Here is an 18,448-nt window from a genome sequence, read left to right as displayed (position 1 = left end):
GAGCCTAACGGGCGAGCGACTGCTCGAGGGCATCACGCGCCTCGGCGACCTCGTCTTCCAGTGCATCGAGCTCCCGGCTCGTCGCCGGATCAAGCGCGCGACCCTCGCGGTAGGCCCCCATCAGCTCCGCCATCTCGCGCAGCGCATCGAGCGCCCCGCCGGCGAGCCGCGACGCCCGCGGATCGTCGCCGTCGCAGCGCTGCACGGCGGTGTCCAGCCGCGACAGCGCGCGATCGAGCTCCCCGAGCGACGCCCGCCCCGCCGGGGTGATCGCGTCGCGGTCCTCGAGCCAGTGGTCCATGGCGTGCTCGAACGCCTGCACCGCGCGGTCCAGGGCGCGCAGCGCCGCCACGCCGTTGTAGCCGTGCTCGCCCCGCTGAACGGGCTCGGCGGAGCCGGGGACGTCGCGCTCCTCGGCGAACGGCGGCTCGGACGGGCCGACCGGCGGCTCGTCCAGCACCGGCCCCTCCAGGGGCGGCGGCTCCACCGGGGCGACCGGGTCGTCGGCGGTGCCGGGCACCCCGTCGGGACCGTCGAGCTCGCTCTCGCGCCGCGATCCGTTGGCGACCCAGCCGGCGACGAACGCGGCCACGAGGAGGACGAGGACAACGATCTGCTCCGCGCTCACGGGCGGGGATGCTCGCACGGGCGCCGGATCGGCGCGCTCAGCGGCTGTAGACCCGGACCGGCGGCGAGGTCTCGCCGCTCCAGCGCAGCCGGAACCGCTCGCCCTTAGCGAACGACGTCGTCAATCGCAGGACGCCGCGGGAGTCCGTCGTGACGGTCTTGAAGGTCCGGTACCGCTTGCCCTTGCGGCCGCGTCGCTGCACCTCGACGCCGGTGCGCGCGGTCGCCGTGCGGACGACGCCCCACAGCGAGACGCGCGACCCGCTGCGCTGCGCGCTGAGGGTCAGCTTGAACGCCTCGAGCGACGGCTTCGCCCGCCCGTTCGCGAACCGCAGGCCGGTCTCGAACCCGCCGTAGCGAGCGCTGGCGCGGACGCCCTCGATCGGCGGGTCGTCGCGCAGCAGGTACTGGGAGAACGCCTTGACGCGCGGGTTGAACCAGGCCATCCGCTCGGCGGTGGCGCGGAACTCGTACTGCTTCATGAGCGACACGCCGAAGTAGCGGTCGGGCGACGACTGCACGCCGAACTCCGTCAGCCACAGCGGCATCCCCTTGCGGATCCGGCCGGCGGCGGCGGAGCGATCCAACGCGCGGGTCAGGCGCGACAGCACCGCCAGCGTGGCGTCGTTCGACGACGGCGGCACGAACGTCGGGCCCTGCTTGGTCGTGTACGGGTGGTGCGCCCAGCCGTCGGCGTCGAGCCTGGAGCACTTGCCGCTGCGCCGGTACGCGGAGTTGAGGCAGAGCACGCCGCGCAGGAACGTCAGCGGCGCGACGACCTTGCCCGTGCCGCGCGGCGCCGTCTCGCCGATCAGCAGCGTGTCGCTCCCGTTGCCGGTCGCCTTCAGCGCCTTGTCGGCGGCGAGGAACATCGAGCGGTAGATGCGCGGCGACAGCGGCCGCTTGCCCTTCGCGTACTGCGGCTTGAGGAAGTCGGGGTGGTTCGGCTCGTTGCCGATCGACCAGATCCGCACCTGCTCGCCGTAGCGGCGGCCCAGCGCGGTGACGAACTTGCCGAACAGCGACGCGCTCGGCCGGGTGACGAAGTCCTTGCGGCCCTTCATCGCCCACTTCGGGCCGGGCGTCGCAGGGGTCATGACGACGGGCCAGCCACGCTCGCCGGCGGCGGCCATGATCGCGTCGTACTTGCTCCAGTCGTAGGAGGCCGGATCGCTCAGGTCGCCGCTCGGCCGCGACCGCGACGTGGCGTTCGGCGCGACGTCCTTCCAGTAGACGACGAGGCGCAGGGAGCGGACGCCGAGGCCGCTCAGCTCGTCCAGCGCGCTCGCGCGGATGTCGTCGCGCAGCAGGTCGCGCGGGGCGTCGAAGAGGAGCATCTGGCTGCGCGACGCCAGCGCAGGGGCGGCCATGCCGGACACGAGTCCGGCCACGAGCGCGCAGATGAGCGTGCAACGGCGAAGCATGAGAACGACGCGGGGGCGAAACGACGGGGATGCGCGTTAGGCGCTCTCTCCAACCCCCCAGACACGGTACTGCGCTCCGAGTTGCGACACTGCCCCGTCACATGGCGCTGCACCAGATCGCTCCCGACGACATCGTCCGCACCCACGAGGAAGCCGAGGCTCACGAGCGTCCACCGCTGCTCGTCACCGAGCCGCTCGAGGCGTTCCTCGACACGCATGGGCTGGGCTCGGGCCCGATCGAGGCGGTTCCGGTCGGCGAGGGCCACTCGAACGTGACGTACATCGTCAGCCGCGGCGACTGGGAGGCCGTCATCCGCCGTCCGCCGCGGCCGCCGCTGCCGCCGAGCGCCCACGACGTGCTGCGCGAAGCGCGCGTCATCAACGCCCTGCAGGGGCAGGCGCGCGTCCCGCGGATCCTCGCCGTCGGCGACGACGAGAGCATCATCGGCGCGCCGTTCTACGTCATGGAGAAGGTCGACGGGCACGTCATCACCTCCGAGGTGCCGGCCGACCTCGACAGCGTCGAGGACCGCCGCCGGATGGGCGAGGAGCTCGTCGACGCGCTCGTCGAGGTCCACGCGGTCGACTGGGAGCGCGCGGGGCTCGAGGGCTTCGGGAAGCCGACCGGCTACCTCGAGCGCCAGGTCCGCCGCTTCTCGGGCCTGTGGGAGCACAACCGGACACGCGAGGTCGAGGCGGTCGAGCGCGTCGCGACGTGGCTGCGTGACAACCTGCCCGAATCGCCCATCTGCACGATCGTGCACGGCGACTTCCGCCTGGGCAACGTGATGATGGCGCCGCAGTCGCCGGCGCGCGTCGTCGCGATCTTCGACTGGGAGATGGCGACGATCGGCGATCCGCTGGCCGACCTCGGCTACCTCTCGACGCTGTGGACCGACGCGGACGATCCGCCGCTCGGGATGTTCGAGCTGAGCGCCGTCACGCGCGAGCCCGGCTTCCCCACGCGGGGCGAGCTCATCGCTCGCTACGAGGAGCGCAGCGGCCGGTCGATGACCAACATCCGCTGGTACCAGACGCTGGCGCTGTGGAAGTCGGTGGTCTTCATGGAGGGCAACTACAAGCGCGCCGTGAGCGGCACGACGGACGACCCCTTCCTCAAGCAGTTCGGCGACGGCGTGCTGGAGCTGGCGCGGCGCGCCGAGGAGGTCGCGCTCGGCGCCTAGGCGCTCAGCGCGGCTTGCCGCCGCGCGAAGAGGCCAGGCGGGCGCGGACGTGCTCGATCTGGCGGCGGGTCTTCGGATCACGGGCGGCGCGGACGGCCTGGCCGGCCAGCCGCTTCCCCTGCGGGCTGCGCGCGAACTGCGCGACCTTGGTGAACAGGCTCATGACCCTGGGCCTGCCCGCCGGTGACCGGGAGTCAAACGTCCGCCTCCAATCGCCGGCGCAGCTCCGCCCCGCGGCCCGCCGCGACCGCACGCGCTGCCCTGCGCTCGGACAGCTCGACGCCGCGCGCCTCGGCGAGCTCCAGCAGCTCCTGGCGCTCCTCCCCCTCCTTCGCAGCCTGCAGGAACAGCCAGCCGAAGAGCACGAGCGTCAGCAGCGAGCCCTCGACCATCATGATCGCCGCCGCCGCGGCCTGGTCGGCCTCGAGGTCGGACGCCGTGTAGACGTCGTAGAGCGGGTGGCCGGTCCACAGCAGGACGTTGGCGAGCACCGCCCCGAGCAGCCGGACGGCAACGATGTAGCCAAGCTTCGCGAGGTTGCCGAACCACGCCGGCTTGGGCAGCGGGCCGAAGAGCGGCATCCACACGTTCACGCCGAGCGTCACGAAGAGCGCGTGCTGCAGCGCGTGGACCGCCTCGTGCTCGACCGCCGCCTCGTGCAGGAACGCAAGGTGCCAGGCCAGCAGGTTGAGCGCCCACAGCAGCAGCGCCGGGACCGGGTGCGTGAGCGCCCGCAGCCAGCCGAGCCAGCGGATGCGCAGCGCCGGCGCGAGCACCGGGCCGGTGAGCCCGAGGACGAGCAGCAGCGCCGCGAGATCGCCGAGCAGCAGGTGCTCGGCCATGTGCGCCGAGAACCGCTCCCCGGCCAGGTGGCCGAGCGCGACGAGCCCGACGACGCCGAGCAGCAGCCCGCTCGCGAAGCAGAGCTGGCGCCACGTGGGCACCGGCCGGCCCTCGCGCGCGAGCATCGAGGCACGGCGGCCGTAGAGGACCCCCGCGACGATGGCGGGGGCCCATTGCAGCGGCTCGGCCGCGGCGGCCAGGTGGGCGAGGACCACGCCCTGCATCCTCGCGCGCTGACGGCTGCGCTGCTACTTGCTAGCTGCGCTTGCCGCGCCCGTACAGCAGCCGCACGAGGCCGCCGACGATCTTGCCCTGGCGCTTGTACGGGAACATGTGGACGTCCTTCTTCGGCGCGAAGCGCGTCACGAGGATCGTCTGCATCGCGCAGTACTTGCGGATGCCGCCCGCGCCGTGGCGCGAGCCGAGGCCCGACGCCTTCCAGCCGCCCATCGGCAGCTCGAGCGCCGAGTAGTTGAGCATCGCGTCGTTGACGTCGACCGCGCCCGACTGCACGCGCCGGGCGATCGCCTCGCCGCGGGCCAGGTCCTTCGTGTAGACCGAGCCCGAGAGGCCGTACGGCGAGTCGTTCGCCAGCCGGATGGCCTCCTCGGCGTCGCGCACCTTCATGATCGGCAGGGTCGGCCCGAAGGTCTCCTCGGTCATGGCCTTCATCGAGTGGTCGACGCCGGTGATGACGGTCGGCTCGTAGAAGGTGCCGCCCTCGCGGCGGCCCTTGCCGCCGGTGACGATCGTCGCGCCCTTCGCCTCGGCGTCGCGGACGTGGTCGTCGATGATGTCGTACTGCGGCGGCGACGTGACGGCGCCGATGTCGACCGAGCCGAACCCGGTCGGCACGCCCTGGCGCAGCGCCTTGACCTTCTCGGTGACCTTGGCGACGAACTCGTCGTGCACGGGCTCCTCGACGTAGACACGCTCGACCGAGATGCAGGTCTGGCCGCCGTTCTGCATCGAGTAGTAGACCGCCGAGTTCGCAGCGCGCTCGAGGTCGGCGTCGGAGAGGACGATCATCGGGTCCTTGCCGCCGAGCTCCAGCGAGACCGGCGTGAGCGTCTCGGCGGCGCGCGCCATGACCTTCTTGCCGGTCGCCGTCGAGCCGGTGAACATGATCATGTCCGCCTCGTCGACGAGCGTCTGCGCGGTCTCGCCGCGGCCGTTGGCGACCTGGTAGACGCCCTCGGGCAGGCCGCACTCGCGCAGCGCCTCGGCCATGAGCATCGAGGTCATGGGCGTGACCTCGGACGGCTTGAGGATCACCGCGTTGCCGGCCATGAGCGCCGGGATGCAGTCGCCGAACGAGTTCGTCAGCGGGTAGTTCCACGGCCCGATCACGCCGATGAGCCCGAGCGGCTGGTAGCGCACGACGAGCTTGCGTCCCATGACGAGCGGCGAGCTCGTCTTGACGCGCTCGTCGGCCAGGTACTTCGACGCGTTCTTCGCCCAGAAGCCGAACGCCGACGCGGCGTAGTTCACCTCGGCGATCAGCGCGTCCTCGTACGTCTTGCCGGTCTCGGCGACGATCGTCTCGACGATCCGGTCGCGGTTGTCGACGACCCACTTCTGGGCGCGCAGCATGACGCGCGCGCGGCCCTCGAAGCCGAGGGCGTTCCACCCCGGCTGGGCGGCGCGCGCCTTGCGCGCGAGCTCCTTGACCTCGTCGGCGGAGAGCTCCTCGACCCGCGCGATCTCCTGCCCCGTCGCGGGGTTCTCGACGATGATCTCGCCGCGCTCCGGCTGCTTGACCGGAGCGGCGACGTCCTGATCCCGCTCGTCCTTCTCGATGACGCGCTCTTCGACGCCTGCCATGTTCGCTCCCTCCAACCGCTCTGGCTGCGCGGCCAACCCTAGCCCAATCGGGCCGGAGGGAGGGGCCGCTAGGCGAGGTCGATGCCCTCGATGACGACGTCGTCGTGCGGCTTGTCGCGGCCGTCGGTGGAGGTGCCCTCGATCGAGTCGACGGCCTCCATGCCCTCGGTCACCTGGCCGAAGACGGTGTGCTTGCCGTCGAGCCAGGGGGCCTCGGGCGTCGTGACGATGAAGAACTGCGAGCCGTTGGTGTTCGGGCCGGCGTTGGCCATGGCGAGCGCGCCGCGGACGACCTTGTGCTGGTTGAACTCGTCCTCGAACGTGTAGCCGGGGCCGCCCGTTCCGGTGCCCGTCGGGTCGCCGCCCTGGATCATGAAGTCCTTGATGACGCGGTGGAAGATCACCCCGTTGTAGAACCCCTCCTCCGCCAGCCTGCGGAAGTTCGCGACGGTCTTCGGGGCATCCTCATCGAACAGCTCGATGGTGATCGGCCCGTGGTTCGTGCGGAGCGTGGCGGTGGAAGGCATCAGGTCAGTTCCTCACTGGAGCAGGTCGACTTCGGGGATCGCGACCTTCGTGTCGGCGGGCTGCTTGGTGATCCAGAGCAGCACGTGCCGGAAGGGCCGCTGACCGACCTTGACGGTCGATTCGAGCCCGACGTCCTTCAGCGTGTCGATCTTCGCCCAGCGGGCGTCGAGGGCGTCGGGCGGGAGCGACTTGGCGTTCGACGCGTAGACCTCGACGGTGAAGCCGGGCGTGTCGGCGCCGAAGCGCAGCTTCTTGATGAGCTTGGCCTCGTCGAGGGTGATCGCCAGGCCGATGCCGACGTTCCCCTGCGGATCGACGGGCGCCTCCCAGGCGGTCGAGGCCTTGCCGTCGATCGCGTCGGCCGGGTCGCCGACGAGGTCGCCGCCGCACTGGTCCGGGTCGTACGTCGAGGCGGCGCCGGCCGAGAGCGGGATCGACTGCAGGCCGGAGCCGTTCTGCTCCGCCGTCGTCGTCGTGCCGTCGCCGGAGGAGCCGGACGAGCCGGAAGAGGTGTCGCCGGACGACGTGTCGCCGGATGTGTCGGTGGCTCCGCCGGAGCCCGTGTCCGCGGGCGTGTCGTCGGCCGGCGGCGGCGTGTCGGCGGTCTCGCTCTCGGGCGCCTTGACGGGCGGGACGTCGGCGCTGTCGGACTTCGGGGCCTCGACGGGCGGCGTCGTCTCCTGCGTCGTGGCGGGGGGCGCGGTCTGGGCGGGCGGCGTCGAGACGACGGGCGCGGCGGCGGGCGGCGGCGGGCTCGAGGCCTCGCGCTCGGCGTCGCTGGCCAGCGCGGCGTACGCGGCGGCGCCGGCGCCGAGCGCGAGCACGGCGACCGAGCCCATCACCGTGACCGCGGCGCGCCAGCCGGCACGGTCGCCGAGGCGGCCGGGCTGCGCGCTGCCGCACTCCAGACACCAGTCCTGGCCCGCGGCGAGCGGGGCGGCGCAGCTCGCGCAGAGGCGGGCGGCCTCGACCGGCGGCTCGGCGGCCTCGGGCGGCTGCCCCGCGCCGGGCGCGGGCTCCTCCGTAACGGGGGGCTGTTCGATCGTCGCGGACATGCGGCGTTCGCCGAGGGGAACCCTCAGCCTACGCGTTAGTTCCGGGCCAGCTCGACTTCCAAACGCCGGTCCTTCAGCGCGCCGACCACACGGTCGGCCTCGCCGGCCGGCACCCCGAGCAGCGAGAACCGCTCGAGGACGCGCACGTCGCGCACGGCTTCGCCGTCGAGCCCGGTCGCCCCGGTGACGGCATGGACCAGGTCCGCCACTTCGACGCCCTCGGCGCGTCCTCCTGCGGCGATGAGCGTCACGAAGGGCTCGTCGCCGTCGCGGGCGACGTGCGGCTTGGAGTGGCGGCGCGGGCGCTCGCGGACCGGCGCCGGCGCGACGTGCGCGCCCTCGATCCACTGCGCGATCGACGTGCCGATGTGGTCCTCGATCGCGGCGAGCTCCTTCTTCTGCCGCGGCTCGACGAAGGTGATCGCGCGGCCGGACCGCCCGACGCGACCGGTGCGCCCGATGCGGTGCACGTACACGTCCGGCGACGTCGGCACGTCGAAGTTGACGACGTGGGTCACGGTCGAGATGTCGAGCCCGCGCGCGGCGACGTCGGTCGCGACGAGGATGGGGACGCGGCCGCCCTTGAAGGCGAGCATCACCCCGTCGCGCGAGCCCTGCGACATGTCGCCGTGCAGCGCCTTGACGTTCATCCCCTTGTCGCGCAGGCGCTTGTAGAGCTGGTCGGTGCGGATCTTCGTGCGCGCGAAGACGATCGCCTGGTCCGGCTTCTCCGCCGCGAGGACGTCGACGAGCTTCTCCGCCTTGTCGGGACCCTTCACCTCGAGCTGGAACTGCTCGACCGTGTCGACGGTGAGGAACTCCGACTTCACCTTGATGTGCTCGGGGTCGTACAGGTACCGGTCGGCGAGCTTGCGGATCGGCGGGGGCATGGTCGCGCTGAAGAGCGCGGTCTGCCGGCTGTTGGGCGTCAGCGAGAGGATCCGCTCGACGTCCTCCATGAACCCGAGGTCGAGCATCTCGTCGGCCTCGTCGAGCACGACGAAGCGGCACTCGGTGAGGATGAGCGAGGCGCGCGAGATGAGGTCGAGCACACGGCCGACGGTGCCCACGACGACGTGGCCGCCGGCGTTGAGCTGCGCCTGCTGCGAGCGGATCGGCGCGCCGCCGAACGTGGCGACGACGTCGACGCCCTTGCGCTGGCCGTACGCGCGGATCGCCTGCGTGACCTGGATGCACAGCTCGCGCGTCGGGGTGAGGACGAGCGCCTGGACGTCCTTCACCTCCGGATCGACGTACTCGATGATGGGGAGGCCGAAGGCCGCGGTCTTGCCCGACCCGGTCTGCGCCTGGCCGATCACATCCCTGCCCTCGAGCATCGGCGGGATCGCCTGCTCCTGGATCGGGCTTGGTTTCTCGTAGCCGACATCGCGCAGCGCTTCGAGGGTCTGCGCGGACAGGCCGAGATCGGCGAAGGTCGTCACGGCGTGTCACTGTAGGACCGACTGGGGGTCAGGGGGAACGTCTACCCTGCCCCGCTCGATGATCTACGGACGCACGCGCGAGCGCAGCGAGCTGGAAGCTCTCCTGGAGGCCGCTCGCGAGGGACGCAGCCAGGCCCTCGTCATCCACGGCGAGGCCGGCATCGGCAAGAGCACGCTCCTCAACGCCGCCGCGGAGGCCGCCGAGGGCTTCCGCGTGCTCCGGGCCCGCGGCTACGAGTCGGAGTCGGAGATCCCGTTCGCCGGGCTGCTCGACCTGCTGACGCCGCTGCTCGACGTCGTCGACCGCATCCCGCCGGCGCAGGCCACCGCGCTGCGCGGCGCGCTGGCGATCGAGGCGCCGTCGCCGCACGACCGGTACGCGGTCCCCGCCGCGGTGCTGAGCATCCTCGCGGTCGCCGCGGAGGACGAGCCGGTGCTAGTGGTCGTCGACGACGCGCACTGGCTCGACGACGCGTCGCGCGAGGCGCTCGTGTTCGCCGCGCGGCGACTCGAGGCCGAGGGCGTCGTGATGCTGCTGTGCGTGCGGACCGGCGAGGGCGTCGCCGTCGAGGCGCTCGGGCTGCCCGCGATGCGCATCGCCGGGCTGGAGCCCGACGCGGCCGCCGAGCTGCTCGACGCGAAGCTCTCCGGCGTGCCGTCCGCGGTCCGGGGGCGGCTCCTCGAGACCGCGGAGGGGAACCCGCTGGCGCTCGTGGAGATCCCGTCGACGCTGACGAGCGAGCAGCTGATGGGCCGCGAGGCGCTGCCCGCGCCGCTGCCGCCGAGCACGACCGTGCGGACCGCCTTCGAGCGCCAGGTCGCCGGGCTGCCCTCCGAGACGCAGCGCGCGCTCGTCGTGCTGTCGGCGATGCAGACCGGGCGGGCCGACGTGCTCAAGCAGGCGTTCGAGCTGCTCGAGCTGCCCGCCGACGCGCTCGACCCCGCCGAGGCCGCGGACCTCGTCCGCATCGACGGCGCCCGGCTCGAGTTCCGCCATCCGCTGCTGCGCGCCTCCGTCTACCACGGCGCGTCGGCGCCCGAGCGGCGCGCCGCGCACGAGGCGCTCGCCGCCGTCGCCCCCGACGCGCGCCGCCGCGCCTGGCACATGGCGTCGGCCGCGGTCGCGCCGGACGAGCGCATCGCCGCCGCCCTGGAGGAGGCCGCGATCGACGCGCGCGAGCGCGGCGGGTCCGCCGCCGCGGCGTCGTCGTTCGCCCGCGCCGCCGAGCTGACCGTCGACGACGAGCCGCGCGCCCGGCGCCAGCTCGAGGCCGCGCGCGACTACACCGTCTCGGGCGGGTTCGACCGCGCGCTCGCGCTCATCGAGGACGCGCTGCTGCGCACGCGCGACGAGGTGCTCAAGGCCGACCTGCGCCGCGCCCGCGGGCACGTCGAGCTGCGGCGCGGCGCGCCGGTCGCGGCGTACGAGCTGCTCGAGGCCGAGGCGATGCGCCTCAAGGACACCGATCCCGCGCGCGCGGCGATGACGCTCATCGAGGGCAGCGTCGCGCACATGATGACCGGCGACATGCACGCGCTCGAGGCGGCGGGGCGGCGTGCGCTCGAGCTGGCGAAGGACCACGACCCGGTCACCACCGCTGTCGCGCAGATCATCATCGGCGAGACGCTCATGGCGCTGGGGCGGACCGCCGAGGCCGGCGAGCTGCTCGACCCGATCGTCCCGATGATCCTGGGCGGCGATGTGCTCGCGATGAACCCCGAGGTCGTCGGCATGATCGGCCACTCGGCGATCTGGGCCGAGCAGTGGGACCGCGCGCAGGAGATCCTCGACCGCATCGTCGAGGCCGCGCGCGAGGCGGCGGCGGTCGGCGTGCTCATCTACCCCCTGTCCGCCCGGTCGCACCTGCACTTCCGCCGCGGCCGCTGGCAGGCCGCCTACGCCGACGCCGGCGAGTCGGTCGAGCTCGCGCGCGAGACCGGGCAGATCGGCCTGCTCGCGCACAGCCTCACGGCGCTGGCGCGCGTCGAGTCGGGGCTGGGCCACACGCTCGACGCCCAGCGCAACGCGCGCGAGGCGCTCGAGATCACGCGGACGCTCGGCAGCGACGCGATCAAGGTCTACGCGCTCTCGGCGCTGGCGTTCGACCACCTCGCGCACGGGCGGATCGAGCCGATGATCGAGCTGCTCGACGAGGCGACCGACACGTCGGACCGGCTGTCGATGAACGAGCCGTCGCTGGTCCAGTGGGCGCCCGACCACGTCGAGGCGCTCGCCCGCCACGGCGACGCCGAGGGCGCCGAGCGCGCGCTCGAGCGATTCGCCGCGCAGGCCGAGGCGACGCAGCGGCGCTGGGCGCTCGCCGCGACCGAGCGCTGCCGCGGCATCATCGCGCGCCAGTCCGAGTTCGCCGCCCACTTCGAGCGCGCGCTGCACCTCCACGACGGCGACGGCCAGCCGTTCGAGAAGGCGCGCACGCACCTCGCGTACGCCGAGCGCCTGCGCCGCGTCAAGCAGCGCGCCGAGGCGCGGCCGCACCTGAACGCCGCGCTGGCGACGTTCGAGCGGCTCGCGGCGAAGCCGTGGATCGAGCGCGCGAAGGAGGAGATGACGGCGACGGGCGGGCCCTCCGGCTCGCGCGCCGACTCCGCCTCCGCGACCGACGAGCTGACGCCGTCGGAGACGAAGATCGCGCTGCTCGTGGCGCAGGGCATGACGAACCGCGAGGTCGCCGCCGCGCTGTTCCTCAGCCCGAAGACGATCGAGCACCACCTCAGCGCGATCTACCGCAAGCTCGACGTGCGGTCGCGCACGCAGCTCGCCCGGCTGTTCGCCGAGGAACGCGCGCCGCTCGCGGCCTAGTCGGCTCCCACCACCCGCCCCCTACCGACCCGGGTCCAGCAGCAGCTTGCCGCTCGTGCGGCGGCCGGCGAGGTCCTCCTGGGCCTCGCGGGCCTCGGACAGCCCGTAGGTCCTCCCGACGGTGACCTTCAGATCGCCGCGGGAGGCGCGGGCGAAGAGGTCGTCGAGGGCCTCGCGGTACATCGCCGGGCGTTCGATGACGTGGTTGATCCACAGGCCGATGACCGCCTGCGAGCGGCGCAGCAGGCGGCCCGTGCGAACCTCGTTCTGCTCCTTCGTCGCGATGCCGTAGGCGATCATCCGGCCGAACGGCGCGAGCGCGTCCATCGACTCGTCGAAGACCCGGCCGCCGGCCATCTCGAGGACGACATCGACCGGCTCGCCGCCGTTGGCGTCGCGCAGGCGGTCGGCGAGCTCGTCGGGCTCGGCGCCGATGGCGACGTCGGCTCCCAGCTCGAGCGCGAGGTCCCGCTTCTCCTCGGTCGACGCCGTCGCGATGACGCGGCCCGCGCCGAACGCCTTGGCGAGCTGGACGCACAGCGAGCCGGTGCCGCCGGCGGCGCCGTGCACGACGACGCTCTCCCCCTCCGCCAGCCGCGCGGCGGTGCGCAGGAGGTGCCAGGCGGTCGTGCCCTGGATGAGCAGCGACAGCGCGGTGCCCTCGTCGAGCCCCTCGGGCAGCGGCACGGCGTGCTCGGCGCGCACGGCCGCGACCTCGGCGTAGGCGCCCTTGCCGCCGGTGAGCGCGACGACGCGCTCACCCGTGTCCTCGCGGACGCCCGCGACCTCGCTGCCGGGGATGAGCGGGAGGTCGGCCTTCTGGATGTACTTGTTCTCGCGCTGGTGCGTGTCGGCGAAGTTCATGCCGACGCGGGAGACGCGCACGAGGACCTCGCCGTCGCCGGGGACGGGCTCCGGGACGTCGACGAGCTCGAGCACCTCGGGGCCGCCGAACGCGGTCTGCTGGATCGCCTTCATCGAGCGGCGGAGGCTATCTTCGCTCCGCGATGAGCCTCACCGTGGTCGGATCCATCGCCTTCGACGCCGTCAAGACGCCCTTCGGCGAACGCGAGCGCATGCTCGGCGGCGCCGCGACGCACTTCGCCCTTGCCGCCTCGTTCTTCGACGAGGTCCACGTCGTGGGCGTGGTCGGCGGCGACTTCGAGCCCGAGCACGAGGCCGTGCTCACCGATCGCGGCGTGGTCACGCGCGACATCGAGCGCATCGAGGACGGGCGCACGTTCTTCTGGGCCGGCGAGTACGGGTTCGACCTGAACTCGCGCGAGACGCTCGACACGCAGCTCAACGTCTTCGAGACGTTCGAGCCGAAGCTGTCCGAGCAGTCGCGCTCGTCGGACGTCCTGTTCCTCGCGAACATCCAGCCGGACCTGCAGCGGCAGGTGCGCGAGCAGTGCGCGAACGCCCGCTTCGTCGCGATGGACTCCATGGACCTGTGGATCACGATCGCGCGCGACTCGCTGCAGAAGACGATCGAGTCGGTCGACGGGCTGCTGCTCAACGACGCCGAGCTGAAGATGCTCACCGGCAAGCCCAACCTCATGCAGGCCGCCCGCGAGGTCATGGGCTGGGGCCCGAGCGTCGTCGTCGCCAAGCAGGGCGAGTACGGCGCGGCGCTCTTCACCGAGAGCGGCTTCTTCGCGCTGCCCGCCTACCCGCTCGAGACCGTGCTCGACCCGACCGGCGCGGGCGACTCGTTCGCCGGCGGCTTCATGGGCTACCTCGCCGCGCACCGCGACGCCCCGCTCGACGACGGCGTCCTGCGGCGCGCGATGGCGTACGGCACGGCGGTCGCGTCGTTCAACGTCGAGGACTTCGGCACCGACCGCGTCAGCCGCCTCACCGCGCCCGAGATCACCGACCGGGTGACCGAGCTCGCGCGCGTGACGCACTTCGAGGACGCCCCGATCGAGCTGCGCGCCTAGACGCCTCTTGCCATGCCAAGAGGTCTTTGCAAAGATCTCTTGGCATGGAGGTCGATCCCACCCGGCTGCGCGCGCTGTCGCATCCGCTGCGGCTGCGGATCCTCGGCGAGCTGCGGCTGAACGGCGCGGCGACCGCGAGCGCGCTCGGGCGGCGCCTTGGTGAATCCTCGGGGTCGATCAGCTACCACGTCCGGCAGCTCGCGCAGCACGGCTTCGTCGAGGACGCGCCGGGCCACGAGGGCGGCCGCGAGCGCTGGTGGCGGGCGGTCGAGCAGTCGACGAGCTGGTCGCTGCGCGACGCCGATCCCGCCGCCGTCGAGCTGTCGGGGAACGTCGCCGCGATCCACGCCGGCTGGGCGCGCGACTGGCTCGCCGAGGTCGAGCAGTGGCCCGCCGAGTGGCGCGACGTCGGCGGCTTCAGCGACTGGCTCCTGCACCTCGACCCGGAGAGCCTCGAGGCGTTGAACGCTGAGGTCGCCGAGGTGGTCGAGCGCTACCGCGGCCGGCCCGCCGAAGAGGGGACCGAGGCGATCGCCGTCGTCTGGCACGCGCTGCCGAGGAAGGCGCCGTGACGGCGCGTAGGAGGCCTCGTCGTCGCATGACCCTCGAGCGGCGGTTCGTCTTGCTGCGGGCGCTTCGGTGGGCGCCGCTGGGCGTGCTGATGCCGATCATGGTCCTCGTGCCGCTGGATCGCGGCCTCGACCTCCCCGCGGTCGGCGTCGCCTTCGCGGTGCACAGCGCGGTCGCGATGGTGCTGGAGGTCCCGAGCGGGTGGCTGGCGGACACGGTCGGGCGCAAGCGCGTGCTGCTCGCCGGCGGTGCGCTCATGGCCGCGTCGCTCGCCGCGTTCGCCGCGGCGTCGAGCGTGCTCGCGTTCGCCGGGACGCTCGCGGCGCTGGCGGCCGGGCGGGCGCTGATCTCCGGCTCGCTCGAGGCGTGGTTCGTCGACGCGCTGCGCGAGCGCGATCCGGACGCGGCGCTGCACGGCGGGATGGCCGCGGGCACCGCGGCGGAGGGGCTGGCGATGGCGGCCGGCGCGATCGCCGGCGGCGCGCTGCCGGCGCTGACGGGCTCGTTCACGCCGGCGATCGTCGTCAGCGCGGGCGTCGCCGTCGTCTACGTCCTCGCCGTCGCGGCGCTCATCGACGAGGTCCGCCCGCGGGAACGAACGCAACCCGCGCCCGACGCGCGCACGCTCGCCGTGCTCCGCGCCCGGCCGCAGGTGCGTCTCTTGCTGCTCCTCATCGCGCTCTTCGGGATCGCGCAGTCCGGCATCGAGCTGCTCTGGCAGCCGCGCACCACCGACCTCCTCGGCGGCGACGCGATCGACGGGACGCTGCTGCTCGGCGGCCTGACCGCGGCGTCGATGGTCGCCGTCGCCGCCGGCGCGATGGCGTCGCGGCTGACCTACGCGGCGGCGATGGCCGCGGCGGCGGTCGCGGTGGCGGGGCTCGCGCTCGCGGGCGGCGTGGTCGTCTTCGCGATCGCCTACCTCGCCTGGTACGCGGCGCTCGGCGCCGTCGACCCGGTCCACGCCGCCGCGCTGCACGACGCGGTGCCCTCGGAGACGCGCGCGACGCTCGCCTCCGTCGACGGCCTCGCCCACCAGTCCGGCGGCCTGGCGGGCAACCTCGGCCTGCCCACCCTCGCGGCCGCCGCGGGCGCGCCGTGGGGCTTCGCGGCCGCCGCCGGGTTCCTCGCACTCGGCGCGCTGCTTGCCCGGAAGGTGACACCCGCGGCTTCACGCACCGAGATCGCGGGCATCGCTTCACCATGTCCGACCGGATCGCCAACCCCTGGGGCACCAGGACCCCCTACGGTCGCGGCACCGAGTGGCCGCGCCGCGTCGACCAGTTCCTGACCGAGGGCCTCGCGCCCGAGGACGTCGACGCGTGGGTACCGACGGCCTCGATCCTGCACTCGAACGGCGACGCGCTCGACATCGCCGTCAAGGACGGGCGCATCGCCGGCGTCCGCGGCCGCGCCGACAGCCGCGTCAACCACGGCCGGCTCGGCCCGAAGGACCTCTTCGGCTGGCAGGCCAACAACGCGAAGGACCGACTCACCAGGCCGCTGCTGCGCGTCGACGGCGAGCTGGTCGAGACCGACTGGGACACCGCGATGGACGCGATCGCCGAGCGGTCGCGCACGCTGCTCGACGAGCAGGGGCCGGGAGCGTTCGGGTTCTACACCTCCGGCCAGCTCTTCCTGGAGGACTACTACACGCTCGCGGTCATCGCGCGGGCCGGCCTGAAGACGAACCACCTCGACGGGAACACGCGCCTGTGCACCGCCACCGCGGGCGAGGCGCTGAAGGAGACGTTCGGCTGCGACGGCCAGCCGGGCTCCTACACGGACGTCGACCACTGCGAGGTGCTGCTGCTCGTCGGCCACAACGTCGCCGAGACGCAGCCGACGCTGTGGGAGCGGATGCTCGACCGGCTCGACGGCCCGCAGCCGCCGCGCCTGATCGTCGTGGACCCGCGCACCACGCTGCCCGCGCAGCGCGCCGACGTGCACCTCGCGCCGAAGCTCGGCACGAACCTCGCGCTGCTCAACGCGCTGCTGCACGAGCTCATCACGATCGGCGCGGTCGATCGGGACTTCGTCGACCGGCACACCGTCGGGTTCGACGACCTCGAGCAGCAGGTCCGCGGCTGCCCGCCGGAGTGGGCGGCCGGCATCTGCGACGTCCCCGCCGACGACATCCGCGCCGCCGCGCGGATCCTCGCCTCGACCGACCGCATCCTGTCGACCTGCCTGCAGGGCGTGTACCAGTCGCACCAGGCGACGGCCGCCGCGGTCCAGGTCAACAACGTCAACCTGCTGCGCGGCGCGCTCGGCAAGCCGGGCGGCGGCATCCTGCAGATGAACGGCCAGCCGACGGCGCAGAACACGCGCGAGACCGGCGCGAACGGCGACCTGCCGGGGTTCCGCAACTGGGCGAACGACGCGCACGTCGAGGAGCTGGCCGAGCTGTGGGACGTCGACCCCTCCGACATCCCGCACTACGGCCCGCCGACGCACGCGATGGAGATCTTCCGGTACGCGGAGGAAGGCTCGATCCGGTTCCTGTGGATCAGCGCGACGAACCCGGCGGTGTCGCTGCCGGAGCTCGCCAGGGTCCGCTCGATCCTCGCGCAGGAGCGGCTCTTCGTGATCGTGCAGGACCTGTTCCTGACGGAGACCGCCGGGCTCGCCGACGTCGTTCTCCCCGCCGCGACGTGGGGCGAGAAGGAGGGCACGTTCACGAACGCCGACCGCACCGTCCACCACTCGGACAAGGCGGTCGACCCACCGGGCGAGGCGCGCGCCGACCTCGACGTCTTCCTCGACTACGCGCGCCGGATGGACTTCCGCAACCGCAGCGGCGGCCCGCTGATCACCTGGCACGACCCCGCGTCGGCCTTCCGCGCGTGGCAGGCCTGCAGCGCGGGCCGGCCGTGCGACTACACCGGCCTCTCCTACGAGCGGCTGCGCGAGGGCGGCGAGACGCAGTGGCCGTGCAACGAGCGCTTCCCGGACGGCCGCGAGCGCCTCTACACGGACGGCGACTTCTTCGCCGCACCGGACACGGCCGAGACGTACGGGCGCGACCTGATGACCGGGACGGCGGTCGAGCCCGACGAGTACAAGGCGGCCAACCCCGACGGCAAGGCGATGCTCAAGGGAGCGGAGTGGACGCCGCCCGTCGAGGTGCCCGGCGAGGAGCACCCGCTGCAGCTGACGACCGGCCGCACGCTCTACCACTTCCACACCCGCACGAAGACGGGGCGCGCGCCGCAGCTCGCGCGAGCGGCGCCCGACGTCTGGGCGGAGCTGTCGGCCGCCGACGCCGAGGAGCTCGGGATCGGAGAGGGCGACGTGGTCGACGTCGTCACGCCGCGCGGCCGCGTGCGGGCGCGGGCGCGCGTGACGGCGATGCGCGCCGGGATCGTGTTCCTCCCGTTCCACTACGGCAGCTGGGACCTGACGGACCTCAAGGACGAGCACGACCGCGCCGCGAACGAGCTGACGATCACGGCGTGGGACCCCGTGTCGAAGCAGCCGCTCTTCAAGACGGGTGCGTGCCGGGTCGAGAAGCGCGCCGACGCCGGGGGCGAGCCGGCTCCCGCGCCGACCACGACCGCGTCCGCCCCGGTGCACGCCGGCGTCCCACCCACGACGGGCGGCGCCGACGCGGAGGTCAGCGAGGAGGTGGCGGCATGAAGATCGACGTCGCGCTGCGCGAGGCGCACGCGGCCGAGGCGGCGCTGGCCGACGAGCTCGAGCGCGTCGGCGCGCAGCACAAGGCCGACCACGACGTCTTCCACCTCACGAAGACGCTGCGCTCGTGGTGCGACCGCCATGCGCGCCGCCTCTCCGAGCAGGCGCCGCGCTACGGGATCGAGCTCGACATGACGGCCGGCGACGGCGAAGGCCATCACGGGGTCCTCGACCGCGCGCGCGAGAAGAGCTCCGAGCTGCTCGGCCGGAGGCCGGAGCCCGGCCTGCTGCTGCTGAAGGACCTCCGCGAGCTGCACCTCGCCGCGGCACGAGCGTCGTTCGCCTGGACCGTCCTCGGCCAGGGCGCGCAGGCGGCGCGCGACGCAGAGCTCCTGGAGGTCGTCACCGAGTCGCATCCGGAGACGATCCGGACGCTCAAGTGGACGGTCCAGAGGGTGAAGGAGGCCGCGCCGCAGGTGCTCACGAGCTGACGCACGTTGGGTTCGTGCGTCAGGTCACGAACCTCCCGTGCCGATCGGGGCCGACAGGGG

General features: G+C 73.1%; 16 protein-coding genes. 7 read left to right on the top strand and 9 right to left on the bottom strand.

Features of this window, described 5'->3' with window-relative positions:
- Nucleotides 1-4 precede the first annotated feature (4 nt).
- A complete protein-coding gene (locus AC1UE4_RS23025) occupies nucleotides 5-628 on the bottom strand; it encodes a tetratricopeptide repeat protein (RefSeq protein WP_482919671.1) in 624 nt (207 codons plus the stop codon).
- Between the two features lie 37 nt (nucleotides 629-665).
- Nucleotides 666-2,051, bottom strand: coding sequence for an alpha-amylase family protein (locus AC1UE4_RS23020; RefSeq protein ID WP_482919670.1), 1,386 nt, complete (start codon nucleotides 2,049-2,051; stop codon nucleotides 666-668).
- A 101-nt stretch (nucleotides 2,052-2,152) separates the two neighbouring features.
- Between AC1UE4_RS23020 and AC1UE4_RS23015 the strand changes: the two genes are divergently transcribed.
- Nucleotides 2,153-3,235 carry a phosphotransferase family protein gene (locus AC1UE4_RS23015; RefSeq protein WP_482919669.1) on the top strand — a complete coding sequence of 361 codons (1,083 nt, stop codon included), beginning with the start codon at nucleotides 2,153-2,155 and terminating at the stop codon, nucleotides 3,233-3,235.
- A 4-nt stretch (nucleotides 3,236-3,239) separates the two neighbouring features.
- On the opposite strand, the gene AC1UE4_RS23010 is transcribed toward AC1UE4_RS23015, so the two are convergent.
- The 6 genes from AC1UE4_RS23010 to AC1UE4_RS22985 all read right to left on the bottom strand — a co-directional run bounded on the left by AC1UE4_RS23010 (nucleotide 3,240) and on the right by AC1UE4_RS22985 (nucleotide 8,927).
- On the bottom strand, nucleotides 3,240-3,398 hold the full coding sequence (locus tag AC1UE4_RS23010; RefSeq protein ID WP_482919668.1) for a hypothetical protein: 159 nt from the start codon (nucleotides 3,396-3,398) through the stop codon (nucleotides 3,240-3,242).
- Nucleotides 3,399-3,429: 31 nt separating this feature from the next.
- Nucleotides 3,430-4,293: a cytochrome c oxidase assembly protein gene (locus AC1UE4_RS23005; RefSeq protein WP_482919667.1), complete on the bottom strand. Its 864-nt coding sequence runs from the start codon at nucleotides 4,291-4,293 to the stop codon at nucleotides 3,430-3,432.
- Between the two features lie 40 nt (nucleotides 4,294-4,333).
- Complete coding sequence (locus AC1UE4_RS23000; protein ID WP_482919666.1) at nucleotides 4,334-5,902, bottom strand: succinic semialdehyde dehydrogenase; 1,569 nt, start codon at nucleotides 5,900-5,902, stop codon at nucleotides 4,334-4,336.
- Nucleotides 5,903-5,970: 68 nt separating this feature from the next.
- Entirely contained in the window at nucleotides 5,971-6,429 is a 459-nt protein-coding gene (locus tag AC1UE4_RS22995; RefSeq protein ID WP_482919665.1) for a peptidylprolyl isomerase, read from the bottom strand.
- A 12-nt stretch (nucleotides 6,430-6,441) separates the two neighbouring features.
- Nucleotides 6,442-7,485 (bottom strand): hypothetical protein, encoded by a 1,044-nt coding sequence (locus AC1UE4_RS22990; RefSeq protein ID WP_482919664.1) that lies wholly within the window; start codon nucleotides 7,483-7,485, stop codon nucleotides 6,442-6,444.
- 35 nt (nucleotides 7,486-7,520) lie between these two features.
- Nucleotides 7,521-8,927 (bottom strand): DEAD/DEAH box helicase, encoded by a 1,407-nt coding sequence (locus AC1UE4_RS22985; protein ID WP_482919663.1) that lies wholly within the window; start codon nucleotides 8,925-8,927, stop codon nucleotides 7,521-7,523.
- 58 nt (nucleotides 8,928-8,985) lie between these two features.
- Between AC1UE4_RS22985 and AC1UE4_RS22980 the strand changes: the two genes are divergently transcribed.
- A complete protein-coding gene (locus AC1UE4_RS22980) occupies nucleotides 8,986-11,748 on the top strand; it encodes an AAA family ATPase (protein ID WP_482919662.1) in 2,763 nt (920 codons plus the stop codon).
- A gap of 21 nt (nucleotides 11,749-11,769) precedes the next feature.
- On the opposite strand, the gene AC1UE4_RS22975 is transcribed toward AC1UE4_RS22980, so the two are convergent.
- Complete coding sequence (locus AC1UE4_RS22975; protein ID WP_482919661.1) at nucleotides 11,770-12,726, bottom strand: quinone oxidoreductase family protein; 957 nt, start codon at nucleotides 12,724-12,726, stop codon at nucleotides 11,770-11,772.
- Between the two features lie 29 nt (nucleotides 12,727-12,755).
- On the opposite strand from AC1UE4_RS22975, the gene AC1UE4_RS22970 reads away from it, so the two are divergent.
- From AC1UE4_RS22970 to AC1UE4_RS22950, 5 genes are read left to right on the top strand one after another with little or no spacing between them, the layout of a single operon-like run.
- On the top strand, nucleotides 12,756-13,691 hold the full coding sequence (locus AC1UE4_RS22970) for a PfkB family carbohydrate kinase (RefSeq protein ID WP_482919660.1): 936 nt from the start codon (nucleotides 12,756-12,758) through the stop codon (nucleotides 13,689-13,691).
- 44 nt (nucleotides 13,692-13,735) lie between these two features.
- On the top strand, nucleotides 13,736-14,263 hold the full coding sequence (locus AC1UE4_RS22965) for an ArsR/SmtB family transcription factor (RefSeq protein WP_482919659.1): 528 nt from the start codon (nucleotides 13,736-13,738) through the stop codon (nucleotides 14,261-14,263).
- A gap of 26 nt (nucleotides 14,264-14,289) precedes the next feature.
- The gene (locus AC1UE4_RS22960; RefSeq protein WP_482919658.1) at nucleotides 14,290-15,552 is read left to right on the top strand and encodes an MFS transporter; all 1,263 of its coding nucleotides are present in this window, start codon (nucleotides 14,290-14,292) and stop codon (nucleotides 15,550-15,552) included.
- Nucleotides 15,465-17,900: a molybdopterin oxidoreductase family protein gene (locus AC1UE4_RS22955; RefSeq protein ID WP_482919657.1), complete on the top strand. Its 2,436-nt coding sequence runs from the start codon at nucleotides 15,465-15,467 to the stop codon at nucleotides 17,898-17,900. The genes AC1UE4_RS22960 and AC1UE4_RS22955 overlap by 88 nt, the downstream gene beginning before the upstream one ends.
- Nucleotides 17,897-18,388 (top strand): hypothetical protein, encoded by a 492-nt coding sequence (locus AC1UE4_RS22950; RefSeq protein WP_482919656.1) that lies wholly within the window; start codon nucleotides 17,897-17,899, stop codon nucleotides 18,386-18,388. The genes AC1UE4_RS22955 and AC1UE4_RS22950 overlap by 4 nt, the downstream gene beginning before the upstream one ends.
- The last annotated feature ends 60 nt before the right edge of the window (nucleotides 18,389-18,448 follow it).

Source organism: Parviterribacter kavangonensis (assembly GCF_056863335.1).
The sequence above is the reverse complement of the archived record's forward strand: the minus strand, read 5'-3'. Positions and strand labels throughout refer to the sequence as shown.